Origin of the sequence: Acinetobacter calcoaceticus, from assembly GCF_051947995.1 — a bacterium.
In the GTDB taxonomy this organism is placed as follows: Bacteria; Pseudomonadota; Gammaproteobacteria; order Pseudomonadales; family Moraxellaceae; genus Acinetobacter.
In genome coordinates this window covers 521,577-535,535 of record NZ_JBLVVH010000003.1, presented here as the reverse complement: position 1 = coordinate 535,535, position 13,959 = coordinate 521,577, and the positions used below count along the sequence as shown (strand labels likewise).

The following is a 13,959-nucleotide window of genomic DNA, read 5'->3' as shown; positions in this document are numbered from 1 at the left end:
TATCTGTCTGATTTTTAGTGTAAATTTTTCACTGTAGCCCAAAGAGACCAACAATGCCAAAACGTGAAAAAGTATTAACCATATTTGAAGCTTTACGAGAAAGCCATCAAAAGCAAAGAGAGCTTTCAGAGAAATTAGTCAAAACTTCGGGTGATAGTCCCGAAAGAAGAGAGTTGTTTGATTTATTAAAAAACGAACTATTTGCACATGCGGTCGCTGAGGATCGTTTTCTGTATATTCCGTTAATGATGACAGATGCGGGGCTGAATATTACCCGTCATGCTTTAGCAGAGCACCATGAAATGGATGAGTTACTCGAACAACTGACAGAAACTGAGTTTAGTAATCCGGGTTGGCTGGCAATTGCCAAGAAATTATCTGAAGTGGTTCATCATCATCTTCAAGAGGAAGAACATAGTTTCTTCCAGCAAGCGGGTAAGATTTTAGCAGATGATCAGAAACTGGAATTGGCACAAAAATATCAGACCGAATACATAAAGTATTTAAATAAAGACAAAGATAGCCTGACCTAAATGTAAAAAGTTAATATATTTAGACCCTCTTTATGAGGGTTTTTATTTGAATAAATTTCTCGATCTATTTCAATATATTTCCCGCTTTACTTTAAACCAGTGCCATTAACTTAAAAAAAATTCTTATAACGGTTTTTAACAAAGAAGTTATCTAATCTGAAAATGTAAATAGTTCAATGATTGAAACTTCTATCAAAGTATAAAGTTTCAAATAAATTATTTTTTAAGGAGAATAACCATGATAAATAATGACCAATATGATCGTGAACGTATTAAAAACGCATCTGACGAAGTAAAAAAAGAGCTTAATGCAGATCCAATCACCGGAGAACCGGGGTCGCATCCTGTTGGAACCGGTGTCGGTGCAGCAGGTGGGGCAGTCGCAGGTGCAACCATTGGGAGTGCGGGTGGTCCCGTCGGTACATTGGTCGGTGGCGCCGTGGGTGCTTTCGTTGGTGGATTAGCAGGTAATGCCGTAGGTGAGGCAATTGACCCGACTGTAGAAGATGCCTATTGGCGTGAAAATTATCTGAACCAGCCTTATTATAATGAAGCAAAAGCCAAATATCCTGATCTGGATTATGACCGAGATTACCGCGGGGCTTACCGTGTTGGATATGAAAAGCGTTATGGTTATGATCCAGATGTGGCTTTTGAAGACGTTGAACCCGAGTTAAGAACCCATTGGGACCGAGAAGGAAAAGCGGATTCCCGTTTGTCATGGGATGAAGCGCGCCATGCATCGCGAGATGCCTGGAACCGGACGACAGATCTGTCCAAATAAGAATGTAGAGTTGAAGTCTCTAAGCCTTGTTCTTTATGAACAGGGCTTTTTAGTTAAATTGCAAATAGTACAGTTAAAAGAAAACCGCCCGTACAGGCGGCGGCTGAATCATTTCAGCTAATCATAGAAGTGTGAACGGTCAAGAGCCCACTTCTATTTTCCTGAATCAATGGCTTTTATTATAGGATTCCATAAATTCGTCTGACTTAAAGTAAGAGTTAATTAATTCTCCACTTTTAGAATATTCGGGTTGTACAGGCACGATTTTCTTGGCTTCTTTAGGCTGGGTATATTTGAATTCTGGCGGGATTTCTTTACGAATAGGTGGAAGCTTTTTCTTACCGTCCGTGGTAATTCTTTGGATAAAACCTGCTAACCAGAGGATAAATTCACCCTCATTCTTAATCGTCGGTATCAGGCTAATATCTAGCTGAATCTTACATTCAGCATTCGGCTTGTTCAGGCATTCTTCAAAGTCAATAAAGTTATATAGTAATTTTAATTTAGAACCTTTTAGCTCTTTACGGATTTCGATCATTAAGTTGTTTAAATTTTCTAAAGGATCCTGATTAAAGTCTTTATTTTCCTTTACTTGTCTATAAACTTTTTCAGCTATACGTAAATATTGTGGCATATCTTACTCTCCCTAAGCCCAAGCTATTTAGTAATTATGAAGAATTTTAGGTTTCTTATTGTATCGGTTAACCATGTTATTGTGAGTAATAAGCGCTTTATGCAACAGCAGCGTCTCATTAACTAAGGAAATAAATTTAAATTGGTTTAAATACGGGAAGAGTCTTTTATGTAATTAATTATGTTTTTATAATTTATGAAGAAACAAGGCCTAATACGATTACTGCTCATATTAGACCTGTTGATTATATTGATTCAGCAATATTCATACACCAGTAATGCCGTAAATTTTTGCTCTTTTTCACTTCCATATGCGTGGCTCATAAATTTTATATTGACTTGATTATTCTGGCTGAGCTCATTCCTAAGCCAATTGTTAATATTATGTTCTAGATCTTGAATGGAAGCCGATTCAAAGGATTTTACCTTTGCCATAATTTTTCTCCTTTCTAAAATATTATTAAAGTATCAGCATAAGAGACGTGGAATTAATTTGTTTATATCATTTGTTTTGGTTTTGAAATTTGTTATAGGTTTCTATTAACTTGTTTCGAGATATATGCTTCGAGATGTTTAATTTTTATAAAGACAGGGAATGGTTATATTTTTTAATGGGTTAGGTTTGTTGTGAATGGCTGGTTAAATTTTTTATAATTACATAAGATTGCATTTCTTAAGAAAAGTAAAAAAAGTAACAGGGAAATTTACATGAATATTGTTCAGTATAGAGGTTGCTTAAATACATTAAGAGGTGCCACATGTTAAAAACGATTCTGACTTTAGGAACCGGTGTTGCTTTAGGTTGTTATTATAAATCTCATAAAGATAAAAATAAGTTGTCTGATGAGAAAAAAGATGATCTGAATTTAGGTGATGATGTGAAAGGCAAGAAAGTGCTGAGTAAGTTCCTAAAATAATCTGAATAAGAAGCTTGTGATCAAGCTTCTTTTATATTAAACCTAAAATTTTAATAAATATGAAGTTGAGTATAAATATAAGGAAATAGTATGAGTGCTAAAGAAAATCAATTAATCGGTTCTAAGTCCCATTATCGCTCTGAATATGTGTTGGACAGCATGATAGATATCGATGAATGGGAGCGAGATTCAACCAAACATCACAAATCTTTATCTGAGCGTCGAAAAAGCCGATTGGAGCATGAACGTAAAAAGAAGAGTGCGTGGATGAAGGATGAATAGAGCGGTTTCTTTGAATTTCATCTAGTCACTCAGTCAACCAAGTGAGAGGTAATGATAATGAAGAATTTATGCGTGAAAAGTCTAGCATTATGTTGTGTATTTGCTTTTGCAGGCTGTGAAAAAAAACGGGATGCCGATGATCCAATGACCAAAGGTGAAACAACGACTCCACATTCTATGGAGGCGGCACCTGTGAGTCCTAATACTGAAATCCATGATGACATGCAACACACCTCAGCGCCAGCGCTGATTGAAGAGCAGGCATCAGGAGTTCAGACCGGGAATGCCACTTCTCATTCAGGTCAAACCCCGGCATCCTAAATCAAATACGCGGGCTGGAAAAATGGCTAAAGTAGAAAATGCTACTTTAGCTATTTTTAATCTTTATATTTAATCAAAATTAGCTAAAGCATGAATAATGTATTTTATTGTGATTTCATTCGCATTAAACCTTGTTAATGCTGTATTGCTCACTTATTGTGTAGTGTTTATGTATATGAAATTTAAGGGCTATTTCACAAGTTAAAACAATATTAACAATTGATTACTGTAAATGCTGCAAAATTCCTAAATAGAATATAAAGGAATAATGTCATGCATCAATATTTAAAAATAGCAGAACAAATTTATGAACAAGTTCAATCAAAATATGGCTTCACAGATGATCATGTAGAAGATCTTAATAATTTAATGATTGAGTTAAGAAGTGTGGTTAAAGGTTCAAATTTTAAAATGCTTTACAATTACATTAATTTTGAAGACTTGTTAATGAAGTCAAAAGCATTATCTATCAATCTGGATGTGAGTATTTTACCCAAAAGTAAAAATAAAGGTGAATATATATTGTGGTTATCAGGTTTTGTAGGGAAGATTATTGTTTCCACTAAAAAATCAGAGTCAAAATTAAAAAATAAGGTGGTTATGCCTAGCTACTATTATGATGAACAAGGAAATATTGTAACCAAGACTAAAAATAGTGGTGAAGAAATTATTTCATATTTTAAGCATAAAGAAACAAGTTAATGCTATAGAGGAATCTTTCGTATTTTGCCCCGATTATTTTGAAACAGGAGTTTTTAAGATGTCGAAACAATATATGTTAAAAGAAGTGGATGCCAGTAGTGAAGCGGGTGACAAGATTATTGTAGAGCAGATTTATGAGAAGTTGCCCGCAATGGAGGCGAATAGAAATGAGTTTTCCTGGTCGCCGATGTTTAAAGTGGTCATTACAGATAAAGTGATCCAGCTAAATGATGACCTGACTTTTACGCATCCGCGCACAGGAAAAGTTTTCCGTTTAAGCCCTTAGGATGACCCGCTTTAGCGGCTTAGAAATTTGGCGCCAAGTTTATAAGCGAATTGAATACTTCAGCATTAATTGATGTGTGGTGTGTTTAAAGATTCTGCCCAATCTTTGCCTTTACATCGTGGACATTCTTCTGCAAGATGCTTTAAGTGCTGGGTTCTACCACAATACATACAAGAATAAAAAAGCGTTGGGTTTAAATAATCTGTTTTTTTATAGTGATTTGGGAAGAGCGGTAAACCCCATTTTGTTTCTTCGGTGGCATAAAACAAAATACTTAAGCAGCCATCGGTCTCAAGTAAAGCGACTTTCACTTGGCCGAGATGCTCAACACTTTGCTGGCGCAATTCCGCAAAAAATTCATCATGAGAATATTTTTCTTTTCTCATATCCTGTATCACCATTAAACCATTTTCCACAATACAAAGCGGTTTTCCTTCTAGAAGAATTTCGATTTTTTTGCTTTTCATCATGGCCCAGGTCACAAGCCGATATAAGATAATAATGGTACACATGACCACAAATGCCTGAGCAATCGGCGCATCATCTATAAACATTGGATCGCCAGCAGCGCTGCCTAGACTGAGAATGATGGCGACTTCGAAGATTGAAAGTTGTCTGATGCCGCGTTTACCAGAGAGTTTTAAGAAAATCAGGATAAGCAGAAACATGACACAACAGCGAATGATGATTTCTATCACCAAACTCCACGTTGTGTCGTGGATGAAAACACCGATAAGATCCATTTTTATATACTCTTTCTTATAATTTGTAAGTGATTAATATTCTATGCAATAAAAATGAGCTTATATTTTAAATAAGCTCATTTGTTGGGTAGCGGAGGGCGTTATATTTTATCCCAGGCATCTTTGATCGCTTGCTTGGCCTGTTCCCATTTTAATCTTGACTCAGCTTTCAACTCTTCCCAAGATTCTTTGAGATTGCCCTCAACATCTTCAAATTGCGTGTTACGGTCGTGCTCAGCGCGTGCGCGACTACCTAGCTCATAAGCTTTAGAAAAATCCCGGTCATAATCGAGGTCTGGTGTATCCAACGAAGCTTCTTGATAATAAGGTCGAGTCACATAGCTTTCGCGCCAATGATCATTTGGATCAATACTGACACGTGAAGCTTGGTTATTCTGATCGGTAATATTCTGATTTGTCATTATCGTTCTCCAGCAAAATTTCCAATGTATATAAAATTTAGGAGAATATTAATTTATTCTCCTAAATATTTATGGATCTCAAAATAATCAACGTTTATTTCTGCTGATTATTTTGGTTTGATCCTTGATGGTTAGAATCTTTTTGGTTAGATCCTTGTTGCTGACGGTTGTCATTTTGCTGCTGTTGCTGCTGACGGTTGTCATTATTTTGGTTTTGCTGATTTTGTTGGTTTTGCTGTTGCTGCTGTTGATTATTGCGTTCTTGATTGCCTTGATTATTTGTATTACTCATGATCGTACACCTCATTTGGTTGTTGATATTATCTGAGTAAATCAGATGGTTTAATTAAAACATATTTTTATTGGAACAAAAGCCGGAGCCTGTTTCACTATATTTAAATGTAATACACTCTTATGAGTTAACTCATGTTTTTTTAAGAAGTTAAAGCTTTTAATCTATTTTTGTTGAAAACAGTCTTAATATAAGTTGATATTAAAGTAACATAATGCAACATAAAACTGAGTCCCTGCTTTCTTATTTATCTTTTTCTTTGATAATTTTAACAATATTAGTGCATATGTCATTAAGTAATTTTTCTAGCTTTTTCTCAGGTGTGCCTTTATATAGCTGTTTGAAAGTATAGGTTTTATTTTTATATTCGATACAGTAAAAGAAACTCCCTACAGGTTTCTCTTTGGTTTCAGAGCCTCCCGGCTTAAGTAATCCAGTACACGAAATATAAATATCGGATTTAAAGATTTTCTTTCCTTTTCTAATCATTTCCTTGGTTACTTGAGTTGATTCAGCACTATATTTTTTGATCATTGCTGGCGAAATTTTAAGTACTTTCTCTTTTACTTTTAGGTTATAACAAACTAGGCTGCCCATTAGAATGTCACCTGAAAATGGACTCAAAGAAAATTGATAAGATAAATAACCTGCGGAAGCACTTTCCAGAAAGAAAATAGAAAGTTTTTTTTGGGCGAGTAATTGACATGACTGCTTAAACATAGCGTTCTCGAATAAAAGTAATACTTTAAATTATTAATTATTTTTGAATCTTTTTTTGATTAAATAATTCAAAATATTGAAATGTAAACCTGTGGTTTTTCTATTTGGTTGATATAAAAAGTTTTTTATATTCCTTTGTTTCAATATTAACCTGATTTAACAAAATGCAGGTAGGAATAATGGATGAGCATCGTAAGGTGGATTTATATTTTCAATTCGGAGAATGGAAATGTCAGTTGTCGTAAAAAAAAGATTACTTGATTTGTTGCAGGACGATCATAAAAATTATTACGAGTTAGTTTCTTTCTTCCTTGATGGGGATATATCTAACTTTGAAAAAGAGAAAAAAGCAGTTAATTTTTTAACACAAGAATTTGAGACGATGAAGCCCAACAAGATTTCCTTACCGAGTGAAGTGGAGGAAATCCGTAAATGGTATAACAATGAAAATCGAAAAGTATGCCTGCAATATCAAGAATATTTAAGTCAGCGCGAAGCAGGTGGCGAGCGAGAATATTTTAAAAATATCGGGCAGGCGTTTGAATTTTTACTCAAAGTCGCACCAGTCAAAAAGGTGGATGGTTCCTGGCTATACAGCATTGTCAATTATTGGAATGATCCGGTTTTTCATGATCTGATCTTGATCTATCTGGAAGAGCTAGGTCTGGGTCAGGCAAAATCCAATCATGTTTGTATCTATGATGATTTGCTGCGTGTATTGGGACTGGATGATTTTGAGCTGTTTCTGGATGATGAATACTACCATCAATCTGCAGTTCAACTTGCGCTAGGGTATGCTCCGCCAGAGTATATTCCAGAAATTATTGGTTTTAATCTCGGCTATGAACAACTTCCGTTACATCTTCTAATCACCAACTATGAGCTTAGAGAGCTGGGAATTGAAGCCAAGTATTTTAACTTACATATTACCATTGATAACTTAGATAATGGTCATGCACATAAGTCACTGAAAGTATTTGAAAATGTATATAAAAAATATAAAGATAAAGATGTTTTTATGCAAAAAGTAAAACGGGGTTATGCGCTTAACCAGCAGGGTATATCTTCTCCACAAATTATTAAAAATCTGAATCTTGAAAACTTCGTTCATAAAATCTTAAAACGTAAGGCATTAATTGGACAACTGGTACATAACGAAAAACAGTTTATTGGATGTAAATCTATTAATCAGTGGTTGGCCAATCCTCAAGAAATTGGCAACTTCATCAATCAACTGGTCGAAAAGCGATGGATTAAATTTAATTGTGATCCGGAAGAAAGCGTGTTCTGGCGCATGATCAGCCATGAAGATGGAAAAATGTATGGGGTGTTTACCCCGGCCGAAAGACAGATTATTCACGACTGGATTGCAGGCGAACAATACTCAACTCATGTATTGCCGTATAAGAATAGCCTAAGTAAAGAACAACCCTTACATGACTATTTATTTAGTTATATCTCGGATGGCGAACTGGAGCATTTACAAAGCAGAGTCAGCCAGACAGACAATTTTGCACTCAAGCTTTGTAAATTGACGCCTTTTCTCGCCCCCGAATCTCATCACAAAAGCATCGGTTTATGGAGTACGCAGAAATATGCAGAACTTTTATTTCCTTACTTAACGGCTTCGCCGCGTTAACTGAGGAAACTTTAGCAAAACATCTCATCATTTTTATTTAGCCAACAATAAACAGGGTAGCCCAATGAATGACGATCTTAAAGATAACAATAGCCAAAGTGCTTTAGCTGGGAATACACCAGACAAAAACAATCAAACTGAAAAGACCAGACAGCTTGACCAGGTGAGAAGTGATGCAACCAACGAAGCGCTCACCACCAATCAAGGCGTCAAGATTGCAGATAACCAGAACAGTTTAAAAGCGGGCGTACGTGGCTCGACTTTACTCGAAGACTTCATTTTACGTGAAAAAATTACCCACTTTGACCATGAGCGCATTCCGGAACGGATTGTACATGCACGTGGTGTGGGTGCGCATGGCTATTTTCAGGCTTATAAAGGTAATGAACGTTTTACCAAAGCCGGCTTTTTAACGGATCCAACGATACAAACACCGATTTTTGTGCGTTTTTCTACCGTTCAGGGACCTCGTGGTTCAGCTGATACGGTACGTGATATTCGCGGTTTCGCCATCAAGTTCTATACACAAGAAGGCAACTTCGATCTGGTGGGAAATAATGCTCCCGTCTTTTTTGTTCAGGACGGAATTAAATTTCCGGATTTTGTTCATGCGGTTAAACCGGAACCGCATAGAGAAATTCCGACTGGCGCCACTGCCCATGACACTTTCTGGGATTTTGTCTCACTGGTGCCTGAATCTGCGCATGCCGTCATGTGGGCCATGTCAGACCGTGCGATCCCGCGGAATTTACGCTCGATACAGGGCTTTGGTGTGCATACTTTCCGTTTTGTAGATGCCCATGAAAAAGCACGCTTTGTGAAATTTCACTGGACGCCGAAACAAGGTTTAAGCGCACTGGTCTGGGATGAAGCACAAAAACTGGCAGGTAAAGATCCGGATTTCCATCGACGGGATCTGTATGAAGCCATTGAGCAGGGCCTGTATCCTGAATGGGAACTGGGCGTGCAGATAGTTGAAGAAGAAGATGAAATGAGCTTCGATTTCGACCTGCTGGACCCGACCAAAATTATTCCAGAAGAACTGGTCCCGATTACCCCGATTGGAAAGTTCGTATTGAATCGTAATGTCGACAACTTTTTTGCGGAGACCGAGCAGATCGCATTTTGCCCGGGTCACATTGTGCCAGGACTTGATTTTACCAATGATCCGTTGTTACAGGCGCGTTTATTCTCTTATACCGATACCCAGTTAAGTCGTTTGGGTGGACCGAATTTCCATCAGATCCCGATCAATAAGCCAGTATGTCCATTCCATAATAACCAGCGTGATGGCATACACCAGCATCAAATCCATAAAGGCCAAGCCTCTTATCAACCCAATTCGATTGATAATAACTGGCCCATTGAGATTCCGCCTGCTGCGCAGAATGGAGGCTTTGAAAGTTATCAGGAACGTATTGACGGGCATAAAATTCGCCAGCGCAGTGAATCTTTCTCGGATCACTTCTCACAAGCCCGTTTGTACTATCAAAGCTTGGCACCGCATGAGCAAAAACATGTGGTAGATGCCTATACCTTTGAATTGAGCAAGGTACAGCGCCCACACATCCGTGAGCGTGAAGTACAGGAAGTGCTGGCCAATATTGATACTGATCTTGCCAAGCAAGTCGGAGAAAATCTTGGGATTGAAGTGCCCGACTTAAAAGAAAACTTCAAGCATGCCAGCATTGAAAAATCTGAAAAATTGTCTATGCAGGCATTTATTCCAGAGGATATCAAGGGTCGTAAAATAGCTGTACTGATTCATGATAAAGTCCATGCCGAGAGCTTACGTACCATTATCAACTGGTCAATTCAGGAAAATGCCATTGTGCATTTACTTACCCCAATGCTGGCGCCTGTAAAAGGCTCACGTGATGAAGTGATTCCTTCAGACGGTATGCAGAAAGCCGAACCCTCCATTATCTATGATGCGGTGGTGATTGCTGATGGTGATAATCTGGATGCGGTTCTGGCCGACGGGGTAAGCAAACATTATCTGCTGGAAGCTTATAAGCACTTGAAACCAATTGTGTTGTTGGGTGATAAAGCGGAATTACTTGATCAGCTGGGTTTAAAACCGGATGAGGGTACGTTGCTCCAAGATGATTTTCGCCATGTGGCCGAGAAGCTTAAACAGTTATTGCGTCACCATCGGGTTTGGGCGCGGGAAGCTATGGCTGAAGCCATACCTGCCTAATGCTAAAAAAGCTCCATCATGGAGCTTTTTTATATCTGTTTTAAAGGACTCAGGCAGCGGAAAGTTTGACCAAGACTAGGGCTATGCGTTCAATATGCTGATAGGCAGGCTGTTCAAGCTCTTCTCCAAACACATCTGGATCAATTTCTTCATAACTATATTTAAAGTCAGGATAATGTTGCATCAAGTGATCGACCGATTCTAAAAATTTATTGCCGTCATAGCTGATGGCAATGCCTGTATATAAAAATAAAGCTCCTTCAGGCCTAAGTCTTTTTATGCCTTCTTTAAGGATGTTTAAGGATAGATCTGTTCCATCCAGTGCATTGCCACCTTGCCGATATTGGCGTTCATGCAGGTCCATCAGATAAGGAGGGTTGGCAAAAATCAAATCAAAATCACCATCCAGAGCAGAGAACAAATTACTGTGTTTGGGAAAAATATTATCAATACCCCTAAACTTTTTATTTATCTGGCTATACAACAGTGCTTTAGGATTGATGTCAGCTGTGAAAATTTCTGCACTTTCAGGAAATACACAGGCAATTGCAATGGCAACTGCAGAAGTACCACAACACAGTTCTACACTGCGTTTTACTGGTTGGGAGCGGGTGAGCAAGTATTGTTTAAGATGATAATAAAAACGGTAAGTGTCTGGCCCGAAGAACACTGCATCGGTCTCAACAGTTGGAAAGGCGGAATGGATGAATAGCTGATCTTCCAGAGAGGCGACCCGAACATAGCTTAACCATTGCTGGCCTTGCAGATGGATCAATTCGGCATTTTTTAAGATCAGAAAAAGTGATTGATCCAGATCTTGTTGATAAAAAGGTAAATTCCAGCCAAAAATATCCCTTAAACTCCTCGGTGTATCCGATATGTTTTGCTTCCGGATAAATACCCGCTCATGAGTAAGAGGGGTAATGACGGTAAAACGGTAATGCTGTTCTACTAGAAAATTAAGTAAATCGTGCAAAGCCCTTTGCTGTATAAGCTCCATATCGACATGCTGATTCATTTTTAGCCTCTTGTTGTTATGAAAAAACCTCCCAAAGGAGGTTTTGTTCTGTCTCAGCCATTGACGATTTCACCACCGTTCACGTGGATGACCTGTCCGGTGATATAACTGGCATCATCCGAAGCCAAGAATAGGTAGGCGGGCGCAACCTCACTCGGTTGTCCCATTCGTCCCATTGGCGTGTCCTGACCGAATTTTGCGACAGTTTCTAGATCGAAACTACTTGGAATCAGGGGTGTCCAGATCGGGCCAGGGGCAACGCCATTAACACGAATGCCTTTTTTCTGCTTCATCAGATTATTGGATAAACTACGGGTAAATGTGGTAATTGCGCCTTTGGTACTGGCATAGTCCATTAATTCATCATGTCCATGATAACTGGTAATACTGGTGGTATTAATAATACTGTCTCCTTCTTTTAAATGAGGCAGCACGGCTTTGGTTAAATGAAATATTGAAAATATATTGGTTTTAAATGTTTTTTCCAGCTGTTCGGTACTAATATCGCCAAGATCTTTTTGTTGATACTGTACACCGGCATTATTAATCAGGATATTAATCTTTCCAAAGACCTTAAGGGTTTCTGCGACACATTTTTCTGAACTTTGGGGATCGCTAATATCTTCCTTGAGCAGTAAACAATGCTGACCTTCTTGTTCAACGAGTTGTTTGGTTTTTTCAGCATCTTGTTGTTCTTCAAGATAAATAATTGCGACGTCTGCACCTTCACGGGCAAATAACACCGCGACGGAACGGCCTATACCGCTATCGCCACCACTAATCAGCACCACTTTATCTTTAAGTTTATGACTGCCCAGATGGGTGGATTTAATGATTTCAGGTTCTGGATGCATGACCTGCTGCTTTCCAGGCTGGTGTGGTTGTTCTTGCGCCGGTGCAGCTGTTGGATATTGATTCGGATTATTGCTCATCTCTAACGTCCTTTGCTTCGATTATTTTTCATCATCTTGGAAAAAGATGTTATTTTCGGTAAGGACAATGTTTTGATTAGTTGGAATTGTATTTTTTCCGTAGAAGGTAGTAAAAAAATATAAATTTTAACGATTATAAAATGACATTTAGACAATCGCTAAAATCTTAATATGGTTACTGGCAATAATATCTTCAACAAGTGTTCTGTTTTCTGTATCTTGAGTCCAGTTTTCAATGGGTGTGGTATCTGCCAGGTTGAGGATTGCTCGGATTATTTTTTCAGCTGCCACTAAAGTGCTGCTACTGACAGTAGCCTGTTGAGTGTCTAATGCGTTGGAATACTCCTGTTCATTATTTAAAATTTCTATATTTTTCATATTATTGGTTATGTACACGATACGCTGGAAGGGCAAGGCAATATCTTTTTTTTCTACTTTGTAAAACCAGTCCGAGTCATAGGCAACCCAGTCATTATGATTGATGTCGAGATGAGCCAGCAAAATTTCAGGACTGAGCAAACTTATAAAGCTGGATTGCAGTTCTATCACTGAATCTGTCTCTTGTTCTTTACTCATTTTAATTCTCCTAAATTTTTTCTCTGTCCAATTTTTAATGTCTTCAATTCAATTGTTTTTTTAAACATATGCTTTGTATTTTTTTATGTAAACTTTAATTATTTAGATGTGGGTTGTAAATGAATGTTTATTTGTTGACTTTATTAATGCTTTTATCTCGATGTGATTTAATGCGTAAAAATCATGGTGTAATTTTAAAAAATATAAATTAAAAAAATTACAGATAACATGGGGATATAACTTTAAGAAAAAAATATCGGAGAAACATTTAAAAGTATTGAAACATAGCAGGGTTAGAGCAAAAGCATTTTATCTCTTATGGTGAATATAGCCGCTATATAACGGCCTATATATAATTTTAATAGAGGAAGAGATAATCATGGCTAATCAAGATTCTAGAAACGATGATCAAGATAATAACTCAGGTATCTCAAACCGTGGATTCGCCAGCATGGATCCAGATCGATTACGGGAAATCGCAAGTAAGGGCGGACGTGCAGCCCATGCAAGCGGCAATGCGCATGAATTTACCACAGAGGAAGCACGGGAGGCAGGGCGTATTGCCCATTCCCGCGGCAATGCGCACGAATTTACCTCTGAAGAAGCACGTGAAGCAGGCTCTCTAAGCCATAGAAATGGTCGTCGTTCTAGCAGTCGTGACGATGAGGATGACGATTATGATGATCGCGGTGGTCGCGGCCGAGGTCGCAGCCGCAATGACGATGACGACGATGATTATGATGATCGCGGCGGTAACCGCTCCGGTGGTCGTGGTCGCAGCCGTCATGATGACGACGATGAAGATGATCGTCGCGGTAACCGTTCAGGTGGCCGAGGTCGCAGCCGTCGTGATGACGACGATGAAGATGATCGTGGTGGCAGCCGTTCAGGTGGTCGTGGCCGTAGCCGTCATGATGACGACGATGAAGATGATCGTCGCGGTAACCGTTCAGGTGGCC

General features: G+C 38.3%; 18 protein-coding genes and 1 pseudogene. 10 read left to right on the top strand and 9 right to left on the bottom strand.

Going from position 1 to position 13,959, the window contains the following annotated elements:
• The first annotated feature begins 53 nt into the window (after positions 1-53).
• Both ACNQO6_RS08465 and ACNQO6_RS08460 read left to right on the top strand, forming a co-directional pair.
• Positions 54-533, top strand: coding sequence for a hemerythrin domain-containing protein (locus ACNQO6_RS08465; protein WP_440208677.1), 480 nt, complete (start codon positions 54-56; stop codon positions 531-533).
• Positions 534-771: 238 nt separating this feature from the next.
• Positions 772-1,317 (top strand): glycine zipper domain-containing protein, encoded by a 546-nt coding sequence (locus tag ACNQO6_RS08460; protein ID WP_343579155.1) that lies wholly within the window; start codon positions 772-774, stop codon positions 1,315-1,317.
• A 166-nt stretch (positions 1,318-1,483) separates the two neighbouring features.
• Here the strand turns inward: ACNQO6_RS08460 and ACNQO6_RS08455 are convergent, their stop codons facing one another.
• On the bottom strand, positions 1,484-1,951 hold the full coding sequence (locus ACNQO6_RS08455) for a hypothetical protein (RefSeq protein ID WP_440208676.1): 468 nt from the start codon (positions 1,949-1,951) through the stop codon (positions 1,484-1,486).
• A 254-nt stretch (positions 1,952-2,205) separates the two neighbouring features.
• Positions 2,206-2,385: a sporulation protein Cse60 gene (locus ACNQO6_RS08450; protein WP_440208675.1), complete on the bottom strand. Its 180-nt coding sequence runs from the start codon at positions 2,383-2,385 to the stop codon at positions 2,206-2,208.
• 323 nt (positions 2,386-2,708) lie between these two features.
• On the opposite strand from ACNQO6_RS08450, the gene ACNQO6_RS08445 reads away from it, so the two are divergent.
• From ACNQO6_RS08445 to ACNQO6_RS08425, 5 genes are all read left to right on the top strand, one after another.
• Complete coding sequence (locus ACNQO6_RS08445) at positions 2,709-2,867, top strand: hypothetical protein (RefSeq protein WP_440208674.1); 159 nt, start codon at positions 2,709-2,711, stop codon at positions 2,865-2,867.
• A 90-nt stretch (positions 2,868-2,957) separates the two neighbouring features.
• Positions 2,958-3,149, top strand: a complete 192-nt coding sequence (locus ACNQO6_RS08440; protein ID WP_440208673.1) for a hypothetical protein — start codon at positions 2,958-2,960, stop codon at positions 3,147-3,149.
• Positions 3,150-3,206: 57 nt separating this feature from the next.
• Entirely contained in the window at positions 3,207-3,470 is a 264-nt protein-coding gene (locus ACNQO6_RS08435; RefSeq protein ID WP_440208672.1) for a hypothetical protein, read from the top strand.
• 273 nt (positions 3,471-3,743) lie between these two features.
• Positions 3,744-4,172 carry a hypothetical protein gene (locus ACNQO6_RS08430; RefSeq protein WP_440208671.1) on the top strand — a complete coding sequence of 143 codons (429 nt, stop codon included), beginning with the start codon at positions 3,744-3,746 and terminating at the stop codon, positions 4,170-4,172.
• Positions 4,173-4,230: 58 nt separating this feature from the next.
• The gene (locus tag ACNQO6_RS08425) at positions 4,231-4,458 is read left to right on the top strand and encodes a hypothetical protein (RefSeq protein ID WP_440208670.1); all 228 of its coding nucleotides are present in this window, start codon (positions 4,231-4,233) and stop codon (positions 4,456-4,458) included.
• A 65-nt stretch (positions 4,459-4,523) separates the two neighbouring features.
• Here the strand turns inward: ACNQO6_RS08425 and ACNQO6_RS08420 are convergent, their stop codons facing one another.
• The 4 genes from ACNQO6_RS08420 to ACNQO6_RS08405 form a co-directional block, all read right to left on the bottom strand.
• Positions 4,524-5,201: a DUF421 domain-containing protein gene (locus ACNQO6_RS08420; protein ID WP_440208669.1), complete on the bottom strand. Its 678-nt coding sequence runs from the start codon at positions 5,199-5,201 to the stop codon at positions 4,524-4,526.
• Positions 5,202-5,302: 101 nt separating this feature from the next.
• Complete coding sequence (locus tag ACNQO6_RS08415) at positions 5,303-5,608, bottom strand: hypothetical protein (RefSeq protein WP_440208728.1); 306 nt, start codon at positions 5,606-5,608, stop codon at positions 5,303-5,305.
• Between the two features lie 109 nt (positions 5,609-5,717).
• Positions 5,718-5,915: a hypothetical protein gene (locus ACNQO6_RS08410; protein ID WP_440208668.1), complete on the bottom strand. Its 198-nt coding sequence runs from the start codon at positions 5,913-5,915 to the stop codon at positions 5,718-5,720.
• A 243-nt stretch (positions 5,916-6,158) separates the two neighbouring features.
• Positions 6,159-6,635, bottom strand: coding sequence for a CinA family protein (locus ACNQO6_RS08405; RefSeq protein ID WP_440208667.1), 477 nt, complete (start codon positions 6,633-6,635; stop codon positions 6,159-6,161).
• A gap of 229 nt (positions 6,636-6,864) precedes the next feature.
• Between ACNQO6_RS08405 and ACNQO6_RS08400 the strand changes: the two genes are divergently transcribed.
• Both ACNQO6_RS08400 and katE read left to right on the top strand, forming a co-directional pair.
• Positions 6,865-8,274, top strand: coding sequence for an iron-containing redox enzyme family protein (locus ACNQO6_RS08400; protein WP_440208666.1), 1,410 nt, complete (start codon positions 6,865-6,867; stop codon positions 8,272-8,274).
• 58 nt (positions 8,275-8,332) lie between these two features.
• Positions 8,333-10,474, top strand: a pseudogene (gene katE / locus ACNQO6_RS08395) (catalase HPII); the annotation flags it as partial.
• A 49-nt stretch (positions 10,475-10,523) separates the two neighbouring features.
• Here katE and ACNQO6_RS08390 read toward each other — a convergent pair.
• The 3 genes from ACNQO6_RS08390 to ACNQO6_RS08380 all read right to left on the bottom strand — a co-directional run bounded on the left by ACNQO6_RS08390 (position 10,524) and on the right by ACNQO6_RS08380 (position 13,000).
• Positions 10,524-11,492, bottom strand: coding sequence for a methyltransferase (locus ACNQO6_RS08390; RefSeq protein ID WP_440208665.1), 969 nt, complete (start codon positions 11,490-11,492; stop codon positions 10,524-10,526).
• Positions 11,493-11,545: 53 nt separating this feature from the next.
• On the bottom strand, positions 11,546-12,424 hold the full coding sequence (locus ACNQO6_RS08385) for an SDR family oxidoreductase (protein ID WP_440208664.1): 879 nt from the start codon (positions 12,422-12,424) through the stop codon (positions 11,546-11,548).
• 147 nt (positions 12,425-12,571) lie between these two features.
• The gene (locus tag ACNQO6_RS08380) at positions 12,572-13,000 is read right to left on the bottom strand and encodes a hypothetical protein (protein ID WP_440208663.1); all 429 of its coding nucleotides are present in this window, start codon (positions 12,998-13,000) and stop codon (positions 12,572-12,574) included.
• Positions 13,001-13,379: 379 nt separating this feature from the next.
• On the opposite strand from ACNQO6_RS08380, the gene ACNQO6_RS08375 reads away from it, so the two are divergent.
• Positions 13,380-13,959, top strand: a 580-nt coding sequence (locus ACNQO6_RS08375; protein WP_440208662.1) for a KGG domain-containing protein, incomplete at its 3' end; no start/stop codon positions are given.

Coding starts and splice junctions, on each gene's coding strand:
- ACNQO6_RS08390 (WP_440208665.1), bottom strand. CDS start 11,492: ATGAATCAGCATGTCGATATGGAGCTTATACAGCAAAGGGCTTTGCAC.
- ACNQO6_RS08445 (WP_440208674.1), top strand. CDS start 2,709: ATGTTAAAAACGATTCTGACTTTAGGAACCGGTGTTGCTTTAGGTTGT.
- ACNQO6_RS08460 (WP_343579155.1), top strand. CDS start 772: ATGATAAATAATGACCAATATGATCGTGAACGTATTAAAAACGCATCT.
- ACNQO6_RS08405 (WP_440208667.1), bottom strand. CDS start 6,635: ATGTTTAAGCAGTCATGTCAATTACTCGCCCAAAAAAAACTTTCTATT.
- ACNQO6_RS08425 (WP_440208670.1), top strand. CDS start 4,231: ATGTCGAAACAATATATGTTAAAAGAAGTGGATGCCAGTAGTGAAGCG.
- ACNQO6_RS08385 (WP_440208664.1), bottom strand. CDS start 12,424: ATGAGCAATAATCCGAATCAATATCCAACAGCTGCACCGGCGCAAGAA.
- ACNQO6_RS08440 (WP_440208673.1), top strand. CDS start 2,958: ATGAGTGCTAAAGAAAATCAATTAATCGGTTCTAAGTCCCATTATCGC.
- ACNQO6_RS08450 (WP_440208675.1), bottom strand. CDS start 2,385: ATGGCAAAGGTAAAATCCTTTGAATCGGCTTCCATTCAAGATCTAGAA.
- ACNQO6_RS08435 (WP_440208672.1), top strand. CDS start 3,207: ATGAAGAATTTATGCGTGAAAAGTCTAGCATTATGTTGTGTATTTGCT.
- ACNQO6_RS08420 (WP_440208669.1), bottom strand. CDS start 5,201: ATGGATCTTATCGGTGTTTTCATCCACGACACAACGTGGAGTTTGGTG.
- ACNQO6_RS08410 (WP_440208668.1), bottom strand. CDS start 5,915: ATGAGTAATACAAATAATCAAGGCAATCAAGAACGCAATAATCAACAG.
- ACNQO6_RS08465 (WP_440208677.1), top strand. CDS start 54: ATGCCAAAACGTGAAAAAGTATTAACCATATTTGAAGCTTTACGAGAA.
- ACNQO6_RS08400 (WP_440208666.1), top strand. CDS start 6,865: ATGTCAGTTGTCGTAAAAAAAAGATTACTTGATTTGTTGCAGGACGAT.
- ACNQO6_RS08455 (WP_440208676.1), bottom strand. CDS start 1,951: ATGCCACAATATTTACGTATAGCTGAAAAAGTTTATAGACAAGTAAAG.
- ACNQO6_RS08380 (WP_440208663.1), bottom strand. CDS start 13,000: ATGAGTAAAGAACAAGAGACAGATTCAGTGATAGAACTGCAATCCAGC.
- ACNQO6_RS08430 (WP_440208671.1), top strand. CDS start 3,744: ATGCATCAATATTTAAAAATAGCAGAACAAATTTATGAACAAGTTCAA.